12 protein-coding genes are annotated in these 18,034 nt (G+C 68.6%); 3 read left to right on the top strand and 9 right to left on the bottom strand.

Annotated features, from left to right (window positions below):
- Positions 1-186: 186 nt before the first annotated feature.
- From ACN469_RS34920 to ACN469_RS34895, 6 genes are all read right to left on the bottom strand, one after another.
- Complete coding sequence (locus ACN469_RS34920; protein ID WP_498775200.1) at positions 187-1,800, bottom strand: M56 family metallopeptidase; 1,614 nt, start codon at positions 1,798-1,800, stop codon at positions 187-189.
- On the bottom strand, positions 1,797-2,186 hold the full coding sequence (locus ACN469_RS34915) for a BlaI/MecI/CopY family transcriptional regulator (RefSeq protein ID WP_498775198.1): 390 nt from the start codon (positions 2,184-2,186) through the stop codon (positions 1,797-1,799). The genes ACN469_RS34920 and ACN469_RS34915 overlap by 4 nt, the downstream gene beginning before the upstream one ends.
- A 62-nt stretch (positions 2,187-2,248) precedes the next feature.
- Complete coding sequence (locus ACN469_RS34910) at positions 2,249-3,790, bottom strand: fibronectin type III domain-containing protein (RefSeq protein ID WP_498775196.1); 1,542 nt, start codon at positions 3,788-3,790, stop codon at positions 2,249-2,251.
- A gap of 126 nt (positions 3,791-3,916) precedes the next feature.
- On the bottom strand, positions 3,917-6,385 hold the full coding sequence (locus ACN469_RS34905) for a carboxylesterase family protein (protein WP_498775194.1): 2,469 nt from the start codon (positions 6,383-6,385) through the stop codon (positions 3,917-3,919).
- Positions 6,386-6,522: 137 nt separating this feature from the next.
- The gene (locus tag ACN469_RS34900; protein ID WP_498775192.1) at positions 6,523-8,565 is read right to left on the bottom strand and encodes an alpha-amylase family glycosyl hydrolase; all 2,043 of its coding nucleotides are present in this window, start codon (positions 8,563-8,565) and stop codon (positions 6,523-6,525) included.
- A gap of 169 nt (positions 8,566-8,734) precedes the next feature.
- Positions 8,735-9,373, bottom strand: a complete 639-nt coding sequence (locus ACN469_RS34895; RefSeq protein WP_498775190.1) for an SRPBCC family protein — start codon at positions 9,371-9,373, stop codon at positions 8,735-8,737.
- Between the two features lie 219 nt (positions 9,374-9,592).
- Here ACN469_RS34895 and ACN469_RS34890 point away from each other — a divergent pair, with 219 nt between their 5' ends.
- Entirely contained in the window at positions 9,593-11,068 is a 1,476-nt protein-coding gene (locus ACN469_RS34890; protein ID WP_498775188.1) for an MDR family MFS transporter, read from the top strand.
- 174 nt (positions 11,069-11,242) lie between these two features.
- On the opposite strand, the gene gad is transcribed toward ACN469_RS34890, so the two are convergent.
- Positions 11,243-12,634: a glutamate decarboxylase gene (gene gad, locus ACN469_RS34885; RefSeq protein WP_498775186.1), complete on the bottom strand. Its 1,392-nt coding sequence runs from the start codon at positions 12,632-12,634 to the stop codon at positions 11,243-11,245.
- Between the two features lie 277 nt (positions 12,635-12,911).
- On the opposite strand from gad, the gene ACN469_RS34880 reads away from it, so the two are divergent.
- Positions 12,912-14,465: a DOMON domain-containing protein gene (locus ACN469_RS34880; RefSeq protein WP_498775184.1), complete on the top strand. Its 1,554-nt coding sequence runs from the start codon at positions 12,912-12,914 to the stop codon at positions 14,463-14,465.
- A gap of 60 nt (positions 14,466-14,525) precedes the next feature.
- Here ACN469_RS34880 and ACN469_RS34875 read toward each other — a convergent pair whose 3' ends face one another.
- A complete protein-coding gene (locus ACN469_RS34875; RefSeq protein ID WP_498775182.1) occupies positions 14,526-15,497 on the bottom strand; it encodes a zinc-binding dehydrogenase in 972 nt (323 codons plus the stop codon).
- Between the two features lie 139 nt (positions 15,498-15,636).
- Between ACN469_RS34875 and soxR the strand changes: the two genes are divergently transcribed.
- A complete protein-coding gene (gene soxR / locus ACN469_RS34870; RefSeq protein WP_498775180.1) occupies positions 15,637-16,122 on the top strand; it encodes a redox-sensitive transcriptional activator SoxR in 486 nt (161 codons plus the stop codon).
- Positions 16,123-16,142: 20 nt separating this feature from the next.
- On the opposite strand, the gene ACN469_RS34865 is transcribed toward soxR, so the two are convergent.
- Entirely contained in the window at positions 16,143-17,966 is a 1,824-nt protein-coding gene (locus tag ACN469_RS34865) for a M4 family metallopeptidase (RefSeq protein ID WP_498775179.1), read from the bottom strand.
- Between the last annotated feature and the right edge of the window lie 68 nt (positions 17,967-18,034).

Below are 18,034 nucleotides of genomic sequence, written 5' to 3'. Positions count from 1 at the left end.
CGGACCTGGGAGGCCCGGCACATCCGCCGTGAAGGGACCTCGGAATGGAGGGGAGCTGCGCCCACCTGGCATCGACGCGCTCACCGGAGGGCGGCGCTCACGTGCTCGGGTGGGAGCGGAGCCGAAGCGGGGAGCCACGCTCCCACGCCTCTGTCTCCGGGTGTCACGGACCGACGACGGCGAACGCTACGGCGAGAGGTCTTCCTGGAAGTCGCTCGGGATGACAAAGCGCGCGGCGTCGTGTTCGACGAACTGGATGTTGGAGACGCGCAGGGAGCCGAAGAGGTCGGACTCCTCGCGGATGGCGTAGCCCAGCTCCGCGTCCACCCACTGCGTCATCGTGTCGTGCGGCGCATGGACGCGGCGCCAGCGGCGCGCGCGGCGCCCCTCCACGACCTCCTCCCCCTGGAGCTGGCAGTCCTTCTGGCTCGCCAGGCAGCCGTCCGGAAGGTGCAGCGGAAGCCCCTGGTCTGCTCGAGTGGGGAGCAGGGCGTAGTCGCGCGCCCTCATGTCCAGGGACACCCACTCATGCGTGGTGACGTCATAGAGCAGCACCATCGGGGAGCGTCCATCCTCGGACTCCAGGCGGATGCGGCCACAGCGGGAGACGGAGAGGCGGTGGCGGAGGGTTCTCCCATCGTTCTTGTGGGTCAGGGTGGCGGTGAAGTCCTTCGGGTAGACGGAGCGCGAGCACACCGCCGCCGAGAGCCCGGTCTTCGCATGAGCGGGTGTGGACAGCGGCTCGGGCACCTCCCACGCCCAGGCCGCGCCGGAGACCACCAGCACCGCGAGCACCACGCCGACGCGCCCCGCCAGTCGCGCCTTGCGAGGCACCTCCCGCCTCGGCGCCTGCCCGAGCAGCCGCCGCACGCGCTCCGCCAGCGGCTGCGTGCCCGCGCCCAGCGCCACCACCGGCCCCTCCTGCCGCAGCTCCTCCAACCCCAGGAGCGCGCTGGAGTACACCCGCGCGTTGCCGCAGAAGCCGACCGCCGCGTCATCACAGCAGTGCTCGCGCTCCAGCCGCACCTGGGCGGACAGCCAGCGGGCCGCGGGGTGGAAGAAGAACAGCACCTCCACCAGGGACTGCACGAAGTTGACGACAATGTCGTGGCGTCGCACGTGGGTCAGCTCGTGCGCCAGCACCGCCTCCAGCTGCGCTGGGGAGAGCCGCTCACGCATGCCCCGCGGGAGCACGAGCACCGGGCGCACCACGCCCAGCACCAGCGGAGACGGCGCGAAGGCGGACTCCAGCACCTTCACCGCGCGACGCAGGCCCAGTTGCCCGGCGACATGCGACACCAGCAGGTGCAGCGACGAGGAGGCGGGCGTCGCGGGCTGGACCAGCCGCCGCGTCAGCCGCCGCCACCCGAGGGCCAGGCGCAGCAGCGCCACACATGCGCCGCCGAACCAGAGCCCTCCCAACACCAGGGGCCAGCGCGTGAGCGAGGCCTCCGGCTCCGGCTCCCGCATCGCCCGGGAGGACGGGCTCGGAAACACGCCTCCCGCGAGCCTCCGGGAGTCCTCGACGATGGACGCCGGGCGCTCACTCCCCGCCGCAATCAATGCTTGAGCCACGGGGGCGGAGGCTGGCGACGACAGCAGCAGCGTGGCCACGGGCGAGAGCACCAACGCGGCCAAAGCCAGACACCCCACGGCGTAACGCGCCCGCGCCGAGCGGTGCCGCAGCAACCACAGCGCGGCGCCCGCGACCAGGACGACGACGCTCGTCTGCCACACGCCGTGGGCCAGCCACAGGGCCAGCGCGCGCCCACCCTCTTCCATCAGCCAGGCGGGGCTCATCGCTTGTCCCCCTTGTCCGCGTCCAGCAGCCGGCGCAGGTCCGCCAGCTCTTCCTTCGAGGCGGGCTTGAGCGACAGCGCCTGCACGGCGAGCGCGCCCGAGGAGCCACCGAAGACGCGGTCCAGCAGGTCCTTCACCAGCTGGCGCTTGGTGCGGGCCTCCGCGACGCTCGCGGCGTACACGTGGCTGCGCGAGCTCTCGTCACGGCTCACCAGCCCCTTGGCCGACATCACCTGGAGCTGCTTGAGCGTGGTGGTGTAGCCCGCGCTCTTGCCGTCTTCACGCCCGAGCGCCTCGTGCACGTCTCGCACGGTGCTGGGACCGCGCTTCCAGAGCACACCAAGGATGGCGAGCTCCACTTCCGTGGGAATGGCATCCGTTGTCATGCAGCCAAAGTACGACTCTAATCGTATGTTGTCAACGACGAGCGTCGTACTTCATCACGGCGCTACCGCGTGAAGGGCACCGTGCCGGGTTTTTGCGCACCCAGTCCCCAGCCCGACACGCAGCCCAGGTCATGCTCGCGAGCGAAGGCCATGAGGCCGCGCTGGTGCTCCAGGGTGAACTGCCTGCCATTGAGGTGGTGGCCTCGGCCGAACAGGGGACAGGCGCCCAGCCGCCGCCACACCTTGCCTGAATCCCACTGAGGGAAGGCCGCCGCGACATGCGCGTGCATGCCCCGCAGCGCGTGCAGACAGCACTCGAGGGAGTCCGCGGGCGCCGACGGTCCGAACTCCATCAGCAGGCCCTGGATGAGCGCTGGCTCGATGCCCGCGGAGGACAGCTTCTGGAGGAAGCGCACGCCCCCGTCGTTGAAACCGGCCAGCGCGCCCGGCGCGCCGTCAGCGGGCAGTGTGTAGGAGAGCTTCAGCGTGGGATGGACGGCGCGCAGCTGGGACATGGCCGCGAGGTGGCGCTCCTGGCTCGCGTCGTCGTGGAGGAAGGCGCCCTCGAAGTCGAAGTCCAGGTGGCGCACGCCGTAGTTGCGCAGGACGGCCGCGTAGGTCGCGACGAGCCTCGCCACGTCCGTCTCCACCACTTCGAGGGGCACGTTCGACGCGCCACCGAAGGACAGCACCACCGTGCCGCCGCCGCGACGGAAGGACTCCAAATCCCGCTTGCCGTAGTCGGAGACCGTGGCGTCCCCCGCATACGTCTGACCATCCTCCGAGTCCACGAGCGTGGCGCTCCCGCCCCACGTCACCGCCCTGTCACCGCCGGGCTGCGCGACGAGGAAGCCGAGGAAGAAGCCATCCAGGCCGGGCTCCCTTCCGTACTCGGACACGCGAGGCGTGGGCCACGCCGTGTAGTCCACCACGAGGGCGCGGGGCACGTCCCAGTCCCCCGCGTCCGGCAGCGCCGCCGCCGTGCGGACCTTCACCGCGTCCGAAGGCGCCGAGGCGTTGTCGGACACGTCCAGCGCCACCACGCAGACCCGGTACTCGCTCCCCGCCGTCAGGCCCATCAAGGTGATGGACGGCCGCGTCGTCGTGAGGGTCCGGGGCACGCCGTCGTCGCCCACTTTCGAGTACGTCACGCGATAGCCCGCGACGGCGACGTTGTCCGTGGAGGCATCCCATCCAACGGTGACGAGCCGGGAGCCCACCAGCGTGGCGCGCACCCGCTTGGGGGTCGTCGGTGGCTCGGTGTCGAGCGGAGCGTCGGCGAGCCTCCCGTCGACGGTGAAGTCGCGAGGGAGCGGGCCGTGTGCATCACCCTGCACCGACAGTCGGAACTCCCTCACGGCGCGCGGAGGGATGACGTTGCGCTCGGACACGAGGGTGCCGGACACCACCTCCCCGCTCCGGGTCCAGACCAGGCCGTAGTTGTTCTGGATGACCTGCTCCGCCCCCACCCGGAACGTGATGACGGGATTGACCACCACCTCGTCCGACAGGTTCAGCAACGTCACCTTGAAGGTCGACCACGAAGGTCTTCCGCCCGACACCCACTCCGGACGCGCCACCACCACCAACGTGTTTCCCACCATGCCGACGGTTGTGCCGGATGCGAGGCGGGCACGACATTGCCCACGGGTTCCTGCTCCTTGTCGCTCAAGTGACGAGACGCGCCCCACGGTGCCGCTGCGGGGCGCGTCCTCGAGAGAGACCGCGGGCTAGGGACGACGCTGGGCCAACAGCCACTCGTAGAGGTTCGGGGTATGCCAGGCGGCCCCCGTCTCGTACGCGCGCCCATAAGCCTCATGGCCGACACCGGCATAGGCGGAGACCTGGAGCGCGGGCGCGGGCGTGCAGGCGTTGAGCCGGTCCACGAACTGCGAGGCCGTCCAGCCCCAGGAGGTGTCCCCCGCGCCGTAGAACATCCAGGTCTTCACACCCGCCTGGGCGATGTAGCAGGTGTTGGTGGGGACGTTGCCCAGGTCTGGCGCCCAGACGACATCGCCGTAGTGAGCGCCATCCGTGGGAGCAATCGCCGCGATGCGCTGGGAGTTCGCCAGGGAGAAGTCCGTGAAGGCCGTGGTGCCGAAGCCTCCGAGCGACAGGCCCGTCAGGTAGATGCGCTTGGGGTCGATGCGGTGATTGGCCAGCGCCAGGTCGAGCATCCGCTCCACGTGGTACGGGTGCCACCCGGAGGTGCTCGCCGAAATCTGGGGCATCAGCACCACGAACGAGTCTGTCACCCCGTTGACGACGTACTCGAGCTGCGCGCCCTGCTGAATCTTCTGCGGCAGCGCGATCTCCAGCACCTTGGACAGCTCCGTCGTGCCGTTGCCGCGCTGGCCCAGGCCGTGGAGGAAGACGAGGAGCGGCCACTGGCGGTTCGGGTCCACGTTGTACCCGGGGGGCAGCGACTCGTAGTAGCCGAGGGTGGTGTTGTAGAGCTTGGGCACGGTGGTGGAGCGCGTGGTGAGCGTCCGGGGCGTGGAGGTGACGGGCGGCGCGTTGCGGCGCTGCTTCAGCAGCCACTGGTAGAGATTGGAGGCCTCCGGCGCCGTCGGGTTCACCGCGCGGCCGATGACCCAGTGGTCCCCATCCGCGTAGCGCGTGTACTTGGGGGCCGGGCTCGGAGCCGGTGCGCAGGCATTGAGGCCGTTCACCGCGCCATCCGTCGTCCCCACGCCGACCGTCTGGTCATCCACCGCGTGGAACGCCCACACGGCGACTTTCTGGTTCGCCAGCCGGCAGAGCTGCGACACGCCGCCCGCGGTGTGCACGCGGCCACCGGCCACCGGGGCAATGGCGGCGACCTGGAGCGCGTTCGCGTCCGAGCGCTGCGGGAAGGTCCACGTCTGGAAGGCGCCCAGCGAGTAGCCCACCAGGTAGACGCGGTCCGGGTCGACGCGGAGATTCGTGCGGGCCGTGTCGAGCATGGCCTGGGTGAAGAAGTCCTGCCAGTCACCATAGGACTCGTGGAGCTGCGGCTGCAGGACGATGAAGGACTCCGTCACGCCGTTGTGGACGTACTCGAGCTGCGCGCCCGTCTCCACGGGGATGCTGGTGCCCAGGATGACGGGCAGGCTCTCCGGGGTGCTGCCACGCTGGCCCAGGCCGTGGTGGTAGACGATGAGCGGCCACTTGCGATTGGGGTCCGTGTTGTAGCCCCGTGGCAGCGACTCGTAATACTGGATGACCTTGCTGTTGGCCGTGACGGCCTTCTGGGTGAGGGTGCGCTGGGAGGGCGAGCCCGTGCCGGTGCTCGGCACCACGGACACGCTCACGTCATCGGTGGCGCTGGCGCCCTCGCTGTCGGTGGCGGTGAGGCGGAAGACGTAGGTGCCCTGCACCAGGTTGCTCGCGACGAGCGGGCTCCACGGGCTCTGGTAGAGGCGCGCTGTGTTGGGGCCGGAGACCTGCGTCCACAGATAGGTGATGGCCTGCCCCTCCGGGTCCGTGCCCGACTGCTGGAGGGCCACGGTGTTGGTGGGCAGCGGCACGGAGCGGTCCGCGCCGGCGTTGGGCACAGGGGGACGGTTCACCACCACGCCGTCGTGCTCGATGAGCTCCAGGACGCCCAGGTAGCCGTAGATGGCGCCCGGCTTGAGCGACACCGTGACTTCCAGCGCGCCACCCGATGGGGCGAGGCCCGTGAGCTCGGCGACGCCATTCACGTTGTTGCGAGCCTGCAGCTCCACCGACTGGGCGCCGATGGTGAACACCGTCGTCCGGTCCGACGTGAGGTCGTCGGTGACGCGGGAGCCGAAGAGGCGCACGGAGTACGTCCCGTTCACCGCGAGCCCGGAGACGCGCACCTTCGCCACATCATCCAGCGTGCCCATGTGGTTACCGATGAACTGCGAGTCCTGCGTCGCCGTCACCGGATAGAGCGTGCTGCTGAGGGTGCCGTTGCCGTTGTTGGCCCCCGTCCAGCCCTGCCAGAAGGAGTCCGTTATCTGGAGCGTCAACCCGGACGAGACACCCGCCGAGTCGACCAGGTTGTTCAGCGTCGTCCCCGCATGGCCCACCGTGACGTTGTTCCAGCCAGGGGTCGTGTAGATGTCCGCGCCGAAATCAATCAGGAACCGTCGCTCGGCGGCCACTGCTTGAGCCGCGCACAACACCTGAAACAACGTGAGACCCACCGCGATACCGCGAAGCCCGGGCACGGCCCGGCGAGAGAAAATCATGATGGAAACCCTCCTGGGGGAACCATCATGACATTCTGCTTTAGCGATGAGTTCCAGATTTACAGCTATGCGGACTCATGCGACACCGCTGCACATGCCACCGTATTGAAACGTGAGAACCCGAGCCGGATAGAGGCCTACTTGTCCCGCGACAGGATGACGACGCTGTAGGGGCCCAGGTCGTTGAGCGAGCCGCTGGCGGGAAGGCCGTCCTTGCCGTTCCACTTGCCGCCCACGTCGAAGCTCTGGGCGTTGCCGAAGTCGCCCGAGTAGCCCTTCCAGTCGCTGTTGTAGCGCACCTTCCACGTGCCGTCGGAGGGCAGGCCCAGCTCGTAGTTGGAGAGCTGCTTGCCGCCGAAGTTGACCACGACGATGGTGTCGTCGCCCGGCCCACCCTTGTCCCAGCGGTGGAAGGCGATGACCTTGTCGTCGTTGTTCACGTGGTGGACGTTGACGTTCTCTCCACGCAGGCCCGCGGTGTTGTCGTTCCAGTTGCGCCGGAGCTTGATGAGGTCCGTGTAGGACTGGTTGATGCCGGCGAAGGACTCCTTCTTCTGCCAGTCCAGCGGGTCGCCGTCCTGGAAGTGGCCGTCCTCAAGGAACTCCTGGCCCTGGAAAATCATGGGAATGCCAGGGCTGGTCATCGTCAGCGCGGCGCCGATGAGCGAGCGCTTCTTGGCGTGGTAGCCACCGGAGTCCCACCCGCCCACTTCACTGGGCAGCCGCTGCTTGCCATTGGCCACCTCGTCGTGGCTCTCCGTGTAGATGACACGCTGGGTGGCATTGCCGTTGTATTTGAAGCCAATCGCGCGGGCGACGGCGTTCATGTCGCGGTCCGCGTCGGAGAAGGCCGTCAGCGCCGTGCGCACGGGGTGCACGAAGTTGGAGTCCCACTGGCTGTCGAAGTTGGCGCCATCCGGATGCGTGAGGCCACCCTCGTTGCCCAGGTCCTCCGCGATGATGAGCTTCTGGGGGAACTCGCGGTTGACGGCGTCGTTGATGTCCCGGAGCAGCTGCCAGCCCTGCGGGTTGTCCGCGCCGCTGGCCTGGCGAATCTCCTTGGTGGCATCCAGCCGCAGGCCGTCCATGTGGTAGTCGCGCAGCCACATCATCGCGTTGTCGCGCAGGTAGTCGCGCACCTCGGGGCGGCCGTAGTCCGGACGCGTGTCACCCCAGGGCGTCTTCGCGCGCCAGTCCGTGTAGAAGTAGCTGCCGCCCTTGCCGTACGTCTCGCCGTCGAAGTCCCAGTGAGGCAAGTCACTGGGCCCCAGGTGGTTGTAGACGACGTCCATCACCACGCCGATGCCGCGCTTGTGCGCCTCGTCGACGAAGCGCTTGAGGTCCTCGGGGCTGCCGTAGGCGCTCTCCGGCGCGTTGGGGAAGGCGGGGTTGTAGCCCCAGCTGAAGTCGGCGGCGAACTCGGCCGAGGGCATCAACTCCACGACGTTGATGCCCAGGTCCTTCAGGTGGTCCAGCTTGTCGATGGCGCTCTGCCAGTTGCCGGGGCCCCAGCCGGGCGAGTCGTTGAACGTGCCCACATGCATCTCGTAGATGACCGCCTCGTTCCAGGCCGGCATCTTGAACTCCCAGTCGTGCTTCCACGCGTAGGACTTGTGGTCGACGATGACGGAGTTGCCCGTGGAGTTCGTCACGTCGTTGGCGCGCGGGTCTCCCTTCCAACGCCAGTCGCCGTGTTTGCCCTGGATGACGTACTGGTACTGCTCGCCGGCCTTCGCGCCGGGGACGTCCAGGGAGAAGTTGCCGCTCGGCTCGCGCTGGAGCTCCACAGACTCCCAGTTGCTGAAGTCACCGGCCACCTGCATCCGCTGGGCATTGGGCGCCCACACGCGGAACGTCGTCCCTCCGTCATAGGGGATGGCGCCCATGCCCGGGCGACTGGAGGGCTGGGACGGCATGGGGACCGCGGTGGGCCGGGGCAGCTCGGCGACGAGGCTCCCATCCTTGCGGACGACGTCCCTTCCCACGGGCCCATGGTCCGCCGGAGCACGCCGCGCCTCCGCGTTGCGCGTCTGCCGGACGTCGTCGAAGAAGTCCTTCACCGCCGGTCCGCGCGCGCCAGCCGCCTTCCCGCTGGACGCGGGACGCGGCGACTCGGACTCGGTGGAGCGGGACGTGGAGGAAGAAGCGGGACGGCTCGGTGGGGGAATCCGGGTGGGCATGGCTCGGCCGTTGTCTGGAGAAATCCAGAATCAGTATCGAGCACACATCCTCAAGGTTGCTTGAAGCATGTGACAGCTGCCGCTGGAGCCCTCTGAAACGGCATCAACCTGAAAACAAAAACACGTTATTCATGGCTGCTACTGGCGCGCCCCACATCTGGGACGGGTCCTACTCGTGCCGGTAGTGCGCGTCCCGGGCGACGACGACGTCCGGGGCCGCATCGCGGTTCAGGGCGTCTCCGTGAAACCCGGCCTCGCCCACGGAGGGCGCGGAGCCGCCGCGACGGGACTCCGCCACGCTCTTGAGGTCGGCGAGGCCCTGCTCGAAGTCCCGGCCCATCACCTCGTCCATGCTGGCGAAGAGCTGGAGCGCCTTGCCGGCGAAGGTGTTCTCCCCGGACATCACCCACGTCAGCGTCACACCCTCCTCGGTGGGGGTGAGCAGGTACTCGGTGGTGTTGGTGGCCCGCATGGGCACGGTGAAGTCGAGCCGGATTCGCACGTAGGTGTTCGGGCGGCTCTCCACGATTTCCATCCGCCCCGAGCCCGTCCGCTGGCCCCGCCACTCATAGATGGCGCCCACGCCCGAGGACGCGCCCGCGAGGGAGACCTGCTGGGTGGGCTCCAGCTTCCACCAGGGCGACCACTGCTCCCAGTGTTGGAAGTCGTTCACCAGCGCGAAGACGACCTCGGCGGGTGCCTGGATGGTGGCGCTGCGCTCGACACGGAACGTTCCGGGTCGCTGGCCGATGGCGACGAACAACACGACGACGGCGACCACCGAGACGATGCCTGATGTCCTCTTCATGAAAACTCCCGGACGTTCAAAAGGAATGGATACGTCGGGCCCCCCCGGGCCATGCGCCGAGCGCTCAATCGCCGCTCTGCAGCGGCGACGAATGAGGACCCCTTAGATCGACATGGCGTTTGCGATTTTCCTGGTCTTTCCAAGTACGCGGAATGATTGATGCTGGCACCTCCGGAGGGCTCCCATTAAAAGTGGGCGGCCTCTTCGACGCCGGACACCATGAGAAATACCCACCGTCCCCTCACCACCGTGGCCCTGGCCCTGAGTCTCTTCATGGCGGCCCTGGAGGTGACAGTCGTGTCCACCGCGATGCCCACCGTGGTGGGGGAGCTGGGTGGCATCCAGAGCTACGCGTGGGTCTTCACCGCGTACATGCTGTCCTCCACCATCACCGTGCCCATCTACGGGAAGCTGGCGGACCTGTACGGTCGCAAGCCCATCATCCTGTTCGGCATCGGGCTGTTCCTCGCGGGCTCCATCGCCAGCGGGCTGGCGTCGACCATGGGCCTGCTCATCGCCTTCCGGACGCTCCAGGGTCTGGGTGCGGGGGCCATCCAGCCGGTGGCGCTCACCATCATTGGAGACCTGTACACGATGGAGGAGCGGGCCCGGGTGCAGGGCGCCTTCAGCGCGGTGTGGGGCGTGGCGGGACTGGTGGGTCCCGTCACCGGCGGGCTCATCGTGAAGTACCTGAGCTGGCACTGGATTTTCTTCATCAACGTGCCGGTGGGGATGCTCACCTTCGCGCTCATCGTCGCCTTCTTCCACGAGCAGGTGCAGCACAAGCCGCAGCAACTGGACTATGCGGGCGCGGCGCTCCTGTGTGCGGGCGTGGTGGCGCTGCTCTTCGGCGTGCAGGGCGTGGGCATGAACCTGTGGGCGCTGCCGGCCGCGCTGGTGTTGCTGGTGGCCTTCGTGCAGGTGGAGCGTCGGGCGCCCGCGCCCGTCATCCCGATGACGCTCTTCAAGCACCCCGCCATCGCCATCTCCTCGGTGGCCGGAGCGCTCTTCTCCGCGGCGATGTTCGGCGCGACGACGTACGTGCCGCTGTACGTGCAGGCGGTGCTGGGCAGCTCGCCCACGACGGCGGGTGGGATGATTACGCCGATGATTGTCGGCTGGCCGCTCGCGGCCGTGTTCGCGGGGAAGCTGCTCTTGCGCACCGGCTTCCGGCCGCTCATCGTCGGCGGCCTGGGGCTGACGGTGGTGGGCACGGTGCTGATGGCGCTCTTGCTCAAGCAGGACGCGCCCCTCTTCGCGCTCCAGGTGTCGATGGCGCTGTTCGGCGTCGGCCTGGGCTTCGCGTCCACGGCGCTGCTCATCGCGGTGCAGACGAGCGTGGGCTGGGAGCTGCGCGGCGTGGCGACCGCCAGCAACATGTTCTTCCGCACCATCGGCGGCGTGCTGGGCGTGGGGCTGATGGGCGGGGTGATGGTGTCGCGCCTGCTGGAGGACCCGACGATTCCCGTCGAGGCCGCCAACGCGCTGCTCAGTCCCGAGCGGAGCCACGCCGCCATTCCGGAGGCGATGATGAAGGCCCTGAGTGGCGCGCTGACGTCGGGGCTGACCATCAACTTCTGGCTCATCTGCCTCTTCGCGGTGGGCGCCTTCGTCGCGGGCTTGTTCTTCCCCCGCGTCCAGCGCAACGCCGGCACGCCCGTCGCCGCCGAGGCCACCGCCGTCGTTCAGCACTGAAGCGCCAGGCCCTCCCCCCGCGCGAAGTCGCGGGGACGGGCTCCGTCACCCAGGACAGCTCCAGCGCCTCGAGTCGCGCCGGGGCGGCGACGGCGAGACGACGACGCGCGGTCGAGGGAAAGACGGGAGCGCGCCCGCATGGACACGCTCCCGCCTCTCACGGCGACAGTGCGCTCAGTGGTGGTAGCCGGACGCCTCTTCCCGCGTCATCGGCGCGCTCACCGGGTGGCGCTTGAAGTGCTCGATGCAGGCAATGAGGTCCGTCACCAGCAGCGTGGCCAGGTCCCTGCTGACGCCGTGGCGCACCAGCACGCGCTGCACCACCAGGTCCTGGAGGTTGGCGGGCATGGGGTACGCGGGCACCAGCCAGCCGCGCTCACGCAGCCGGTCCGCCAGGTCGTAGAGGGTGAAGCCTGGATTCACGCCGTCCTTCAGCTTCCAGCACACTCCGGGCACGCCGCCCCGGCCGTCGTAGACGATGTCGAACAGGCCAATCTGTTCAATGGCCTTCGCGATGACATTCGCCGTGTCGGAACACGACTGCTGCAAGCGCCGGTAGCCCTCCCGCCCCAGCCGGAGGAAGTTGTAGTACTGGATGACAATCTGCCCGCCCGGCCGCGAGAAGTTCAGCGCGAAGGTCGGCATGTCGCCGCCCAGGTAGTCCACGCGGAAGATGAGTTCCTCGGGCAGGTCCTCCTTGTCGCGCCACACCACCCAGCCGCAACCCAGTGGCGTGAGGCCGAACTTGTGGCCGGAGGCGTTGATGGACTTCACGCGCGGCAGCTTGAAGTCCCAGACGACGTCCTGGTGGATGAAGGGCGCCAGGAAGCCGCCGCTGGCCGCGTCCACGTGGATGGGGATGTCCAGCCCGGTGCGCTTCTGGAGCCCATCCAGCGCGGCGGCGATCTCCTGCACCGGCTCATAGAGCAGGTTGAAGGTGACGCCCAGCGTGGGCACGACGCCGATGGTGTTCTCGTCGCACAGCTTGAGCACCTCCTCGGGCGTCATCACCATGCGGCCCTGGGCCAGCGGCACCTGGCGCAGCTCCACGTCGAAGTAGCGCGCGAACTTATGCCAGCAGATCTGCACCGGCCCGCAGATAAGGTTGGGCTTGTCGGTGGGCTTGCCTTCCGCCTCGCGCCGCTTGCGCCAGCGCCACTTGAGCGCGAGCCCGCCCAGCATCGCCGCCTCGCTGGAGCCGGTGGTGGAGCAGCCCATGGCGGTGGACGCGTGCGGCGCGTGCCACAGGTCGGCGAGCATGTTCACGCAGCGCGTCTCGATTTCGGCGGTCTGCGGGTACTCGTCCTTATCAATCATGTTCTTGTCGAGGCACTCGTCCATGAGCTTGTGCACCTGCGGCTCGGACCAGGTCTGGCAGAAGGTGGCCAGGTTCTGCCGGGAGTTGCCGTCCAGCAGCAGCTCGTCGTGCACGACGGCGTAGGCATGCTCGGCGCTGTGCTCTTCATCCGGGATGCGATACTTCGGCATCGGGACGGACAGGTCCGGCGAGGCGTAGACGTCATCGTTCAGGCGGTCCCGGACTTCATCTTTGCCATGCAGGGGCATGTGTTCTCCTCGCGGCGGTGCACGGTGAACGCGGCACTCGGACGTGAGATGGCGTCACCCGCCCGGAAGGGCGTCGTCTCCAGGAGAGGGGCAGGCCGACGGGCAGCCGCCCGCTCCACCTGGAGGATGCGGGTTGTCGTTCGCGACGGGAGGGAGTGCGTCTGGAGGCCCTCGCCTCGTGGCCCTGGAGCCGCGTTTTCGCCGCGGTGGAGCCGTGGAAATGGGGGCGAGACACGGCATGCCGCCTGCAATCTCGCGGAGTATGAAGGTGAACCGAATGAATGCCTCACGCCGCGCGCCCCTCTCGTCGGGCCTCCTCGCCCTGTCGCTCTGTCTGGGGCTCGGGAGCACGGCGGCCCTGGCGGCCTCTGACGAGCCCCCCCTCCTGACGGGCACGGTCCTGGTCGAGGGCCCCATCCAGACCCTGAATCTGCCGGGCACGGCGAAGCGAACCTCCTGCGAAGGCTCCTTCTGTTCGTGGCTCGTCGTCGAGGTGTTGGAACAGTGCTTCTACGCGCTCTGCACGAACAGGTTCGTGGTGCTGTCGGACCTTGAGGGGAAGTTCCTGGGGGCGACGCATCCGCTCGACCCCTGGACAGAGAGCACCCCGCGCTTCATCGACGCGGAGCACGTCGAGGTCGTCTCCCGGGACAGAAACGAGCACTACGACGTTGTCGACAATGGCATGGACCCGACCGAGGTCTCTCGGACGGTCCTGAAGGTGTCCCGGGATGGCACGCGTTTCACCCAGGCGACGGCCCCGACGCCGAAGTGGACGACGCCTGGCGCGCGGCGCGTGAACCCATCCGTCGCCCCGAAGCCGCCCGAGCCACGGGGCGTGAGTGACGAACTCCTCGCTAGGGCCCGTGCCCTGTGTCCCACGAACGTGACCTTCCATCCGGTGGACTCCGCCTGCGGGGACGGAATGTGCCTTCTCCTGCTCACGGGGTCAAAGCCCGAGTCCGCGCCCGACGCCGGGCATGAGGAGTCCTCCGCGAAGCCGACGCCCGAAGTCGAGGGCCCGTTCTGTGGCGTCATGGTGAAAGGAGACGACGTCCAGTTCGTCGAGATCAACGAAGCCGCGACCTTGGTCAGGGTGACACCCACGACCTATGTGTTCTCCGGGCCCGTGGGCGCGCGCGGCTCGACGGAACCCATGGAAGACCTCTCCCGTACCCGGCCGGGATACATGGGCTTCCCCGACACCGTGGGCGCGGTCGTCAATGGGAGCGAGCCCTATCCCGTGAGGTTCGCGGGGTCCGCCAAGGCCGCGCTCGCGCTGGCTCCCACGGTCCAGGCGTATACGAGTGCTCACGTCACCTGGGGGCTTGCTGCCTGGAAGGGCTCGGCCGACCTGGCGTTCGCGTGGCGACTGGCCCGTTCGGGAGAGGCGGTCACCCTCTTCGCCGAGGTGCACGATGACAAGGTGGTTCCTTTCGGGAAGGGCACGGGCCTGCATTCGGACCACCTGGAGGTCACCGTGCCCCGGCCTTCCGGCTCGCCCTCTCTCCCCCTCAAGATGGGCGTACTGCTCGCGGCGGGAGGAAAGGTCGAGGCGCGTGACTGGACGGGAGAGGCGAACACGGTGCTTCCTTCCATCCAGGGCACCTGGCGCAAGCGTCCGCAGGGCTACGAGGTGACGCTCACGCTTCCCTTGGCGGACCTCAACGTGGAGAAATCACGCGGGGCTTCCGCCTTCTCGCTCGCGGTCTCGGACGCGGATGCACGAGGCAAGCAGGAGACGTTGATGGGGCACGACGGCACGCTGCGCTTCTGGACCGAGTACCCGCCGAGCATCACCGAGTACCGCCGCTCCGGCAGCGGGTACTGACGCGAGGGAGGGGGCTGCTGCGTCATCACCACGCAGCCTCCGCCATCTTGGGCCCACGGCTCACATCAGCAGCAGCGTCCTGCCGGTGACGCCCCGGGACGTGAGCGCGGCATGGGCCTCCCCCGCCTGCTCCAGGGGGAAGGTCTGCCCGATGACCGGCCGCAGCTTCCCCGCCACGGCCAACGCCAGCGTCTGCTCCGTCAGCCGCTGGCGCTCCGGCAGGGGGAACTGGACCTGCTGAATGCCTCGCACCGAGATGTGCCGCCGCTCCGCCTCGGCCGTGTCGATTTCGGTGAACCCGCCCGCGGGCGCGCCATGCGCGGAGAACTGCCCGCCGTGCGCTGTCACACCAAAGGCCGCCCGGCCCAGCTCACCACCTGCGCCGTCGAAGACCACGTCCGCGCCCCGCCCGTCCGTGGCGTCCATCACCTTCTGTGCCCAGCCCGGCTGGGAGTAGTCCACCACGACGTCGGCGCCGAGCTGACGGATGAGCTCCAGCTTCCGCTCACCCCGAGCCGCGCCGATGACCCGCGCTCCGGCCGCGTGCGCGAGCTGCACCAGCAGCACGCCCATCCCTCCCCCCGCCGCGGTGACGAGCACCCACTGTCCCGGGCGAATCGCCGCCTTCTCCATCAGCCCCAGCGCGGTGGGCCCATCGGACCGGAGCGCCGTCGCGTCGCGCAGCTCCAGTCCGTCCGGCACCGCGACCATCTTCCGCGCCGACACGACAGCGCGCTCCGCATAACCTCCGTGCTGCTCCGTGTTGGCGATGACCCGCCGGCCCACCCAGCCAGGGTCCACGCCCGCCCCCACCGCGCGCACCGTCCCACCCACGCCGAAGCCCGGCACGTAGGGCGGAGAGACCTTGAAGAACTCACGTCCCCAGCCGCTCCGAATCTGCGTCTCGACGAAGATGATGTCCGCGAAGGAGACGTCGATGAGGACCTCGTCGGCCCCGGGCTTCGGCTCGGGGACCTCACGGGGCTCCAACACCTCCGGACCGCCGAACCTCGCCACCTGGATTGCGCGCATGCGTTTCACCCTCCATGGCCGTGCGGGCACGGCGAAGGAAGGCGGCGGGACCCCATGTCCCGCCCGCCTGCCCGCCCGTGACTCGAACGATGCATGCCCGTCAATCTGCGACTTCAAGTGCACTTGAAGTCAAGGCGAAGTGCGCGCATATCCAGGCATGGACGCGTTGCTCACCATTGGAGAGCTGGCCCGGCGCACTGGCGTCGCGACCTCCGCGCTGCGCTTCTACGAGGAGCGCGGACTCATCCGCTCCGAGCGGACCTCCGCGCGACACCGACGCTTCGCCCGGCCCGTCATCCGGCGCGTGGCGTTCATCGTCTTCGCCCAGCGCGTGGGCCTCAGCCTCGAAGAGGTCGGCCGGGAGCTCGCCAGGTTGCCCGTCGACACTGTCCCCAGCCGACAGGACTGGGCCCGGCTGTCTGGAACGTGGAGTCAGCGAATCGACGAGCGCATCGCCGAGCTCGAGCGGCTCAAGGCGGGGCTGACGGGGTGCATCGGCTGCGGCTGTCTCTCATTGGACCGCTGCCGCTACGTGAATCCAGGAGACCGGGCCGCCGCACAGGGGCCCGGTCCGCGCTTCTGGGTCAGGGCTCCGAAACACGAGCCACCGACCCAGGAGCGATGAAGCCCACTTCGGGGGGCGGACTACTTCACGCCCACCGCGGCCCAGCTCTCCAGCACCTTCGCGGCCTCGACGGAGTCCTTGCCGTAGAGGTCCTGCGCCGCCTTGTGCGTGGCCTCCTTCGCCTGGGCGAAGTTGGTCTGCGGCGTCATGTAGAAGCTCAGCGCGCGGGAGTAGATCTTCAGGCCCTTCTCGATGCCGATGCCGTCCTTCACCTCGGTGCCGGAGGTGCGGTTCTTGCCGCCCTCGGACAGCAGATAGAAGGCGTTGTTGGCGATGCCCGAGTTGATGTGCACGCCGCCGTTGTCCTGCGTGCCCTTGTAGCGCTTGGAGTAGTGGTCCGGCGACATGCCGTCGCTGGACGGGTCGCTCAAGTCACGCAGGCCGTCGGTGGGGTCGCCGTTGTTCGGGGTGAACGTGTCCTCGCCCACCGTCCAGTCGAACTTCACCGCGTCGTTCGTCTGGCTGGCGTGCCACTCCACGCCCACGCCCATGATGTCGCTGAACGCCTCGTTGAGGGCGCCCGACTCGTTGCGGTACTCGAGGCCCGCGGTGCGCTCGGTGAGGCCGTGGGTGATTTCGTGGCCCGCGATGTCCAGCGTGGTGAGCGAGCCGAACTGGTCGCCGTCGCCGTCGCCGTAGTTCATCTTCTCGCCGTCCCAGAAGGCGTTGGCGAAGTCCTTGCCCACATGCACGTCGGAGATGAGCTTCTCGCCCTTGCCGTCGATGGAGTCGCGGCCGAGCACTTCCTTGTAGAAGTCGTACGTCGCCTGCGCGCCGTACTGCGCGTCCACCGCGTCCTTGTTGCGCGCGGAGTCGGTCTTCTCGCCCCAGACGTTGTTGTCGTCGGTGATGGGGCCGTTGGTCGTCCAGTCGGTGTCCGGGTCGCGGTTGAGCGCGTCACGCGTCACCACGCCGCCGCCGCGCGTCGTGTCCTCCAGCGAGTACTTTCCATCCGCCGTCTTCGTGCTGCCGATCTCCACCTTGCCGCTGTACTGGGTGGTGTCGTCCTTCTTTCCCGTGGTGGGCTCCGCGCCCGGCGTGGTGGGCTCGGTGGCCACGAGCGAGGGCTTCTTCGCGTGCGCGTGGTCGGCGCCATGCGCGTGGTTCCCCACGCCGCCCATCTGGTTGTACTGCTCCATCACCTTGCCGGTGTTCGCGTCGACCAGGTAGTTCATGCGGCGCGGGTCCTTGCCCGGGCCCACGTCCGTCGTGTTGCTCAGCTGCACGTGGTACGCGGCGCGGTACTCGCCGCTGGCGTCCTTGAAGATGACGCGCTCGGTGACGGGCTTGCGGTCCGTCGCGCCGCCGAACTCCTTCTGGGCCACGGCCAGCGCGTCCTGCGAGGACAGCTTCGTGGGGCTCTTGCCCAGGCCCGCGGGGATGGTCGCCACGTCACCGGTGACGCTGTCCACCTTGCCGTCCGCCGCCAGGTGGCTCACCACCTGCTCGCCGAAGACGCGCACGCCCTCGTTCTTGCGGTCCATGCGCACGTGCGTCATGCCCAGGTCGTCCTTCTCCACCGCGCGCGGCGCGAAGTCCGAGGCGTTGACGCCCGGCCTGCCGGCCAGCAGCTGAGAGACGGTGGGCGCGCCCTGCTTCTGGAGGAAGTCCACCGTCGTCTGGATGGCGGCCTTGCTCGCCTCGCTGTCCAGGGCCACCGGGCCGGACTTCACCGGCGGGGCCAGCGGGGCAGCCGGCTTCACCTGCGCGGGACGCACCGGCGCCTCGAACGTGGAGCCCTCCGCGAAGCCCACGGCCTTGTTCTTCACCTCGGTGGCGGCGGCGGGCCGCGAGTCAGAGGTACGCGTGACGGGAAGCTTCGGGAGGTCGGCGCGAATCTTCATGGTGGGGGTGCCCAGAGGTTGAAGTGCGGCTTACGTAGGTATTCTCGATTCTTGCGAGCCCGGGTTGT

It is taken from the genome of Corallococcus terminator (genome assembly GCF_049194865.1).
GTDB lineage: Bacteria > Myxococcota > Myxococcia > Myxococcales > Myxococcaceae > Myxococcus > Myxococcus terminator_A.
The sequence above is the reverse complement of the archived record's forward strand: the minus strand, read 5'-3'. Positions and strand labels throughout refer to the sequence as shown.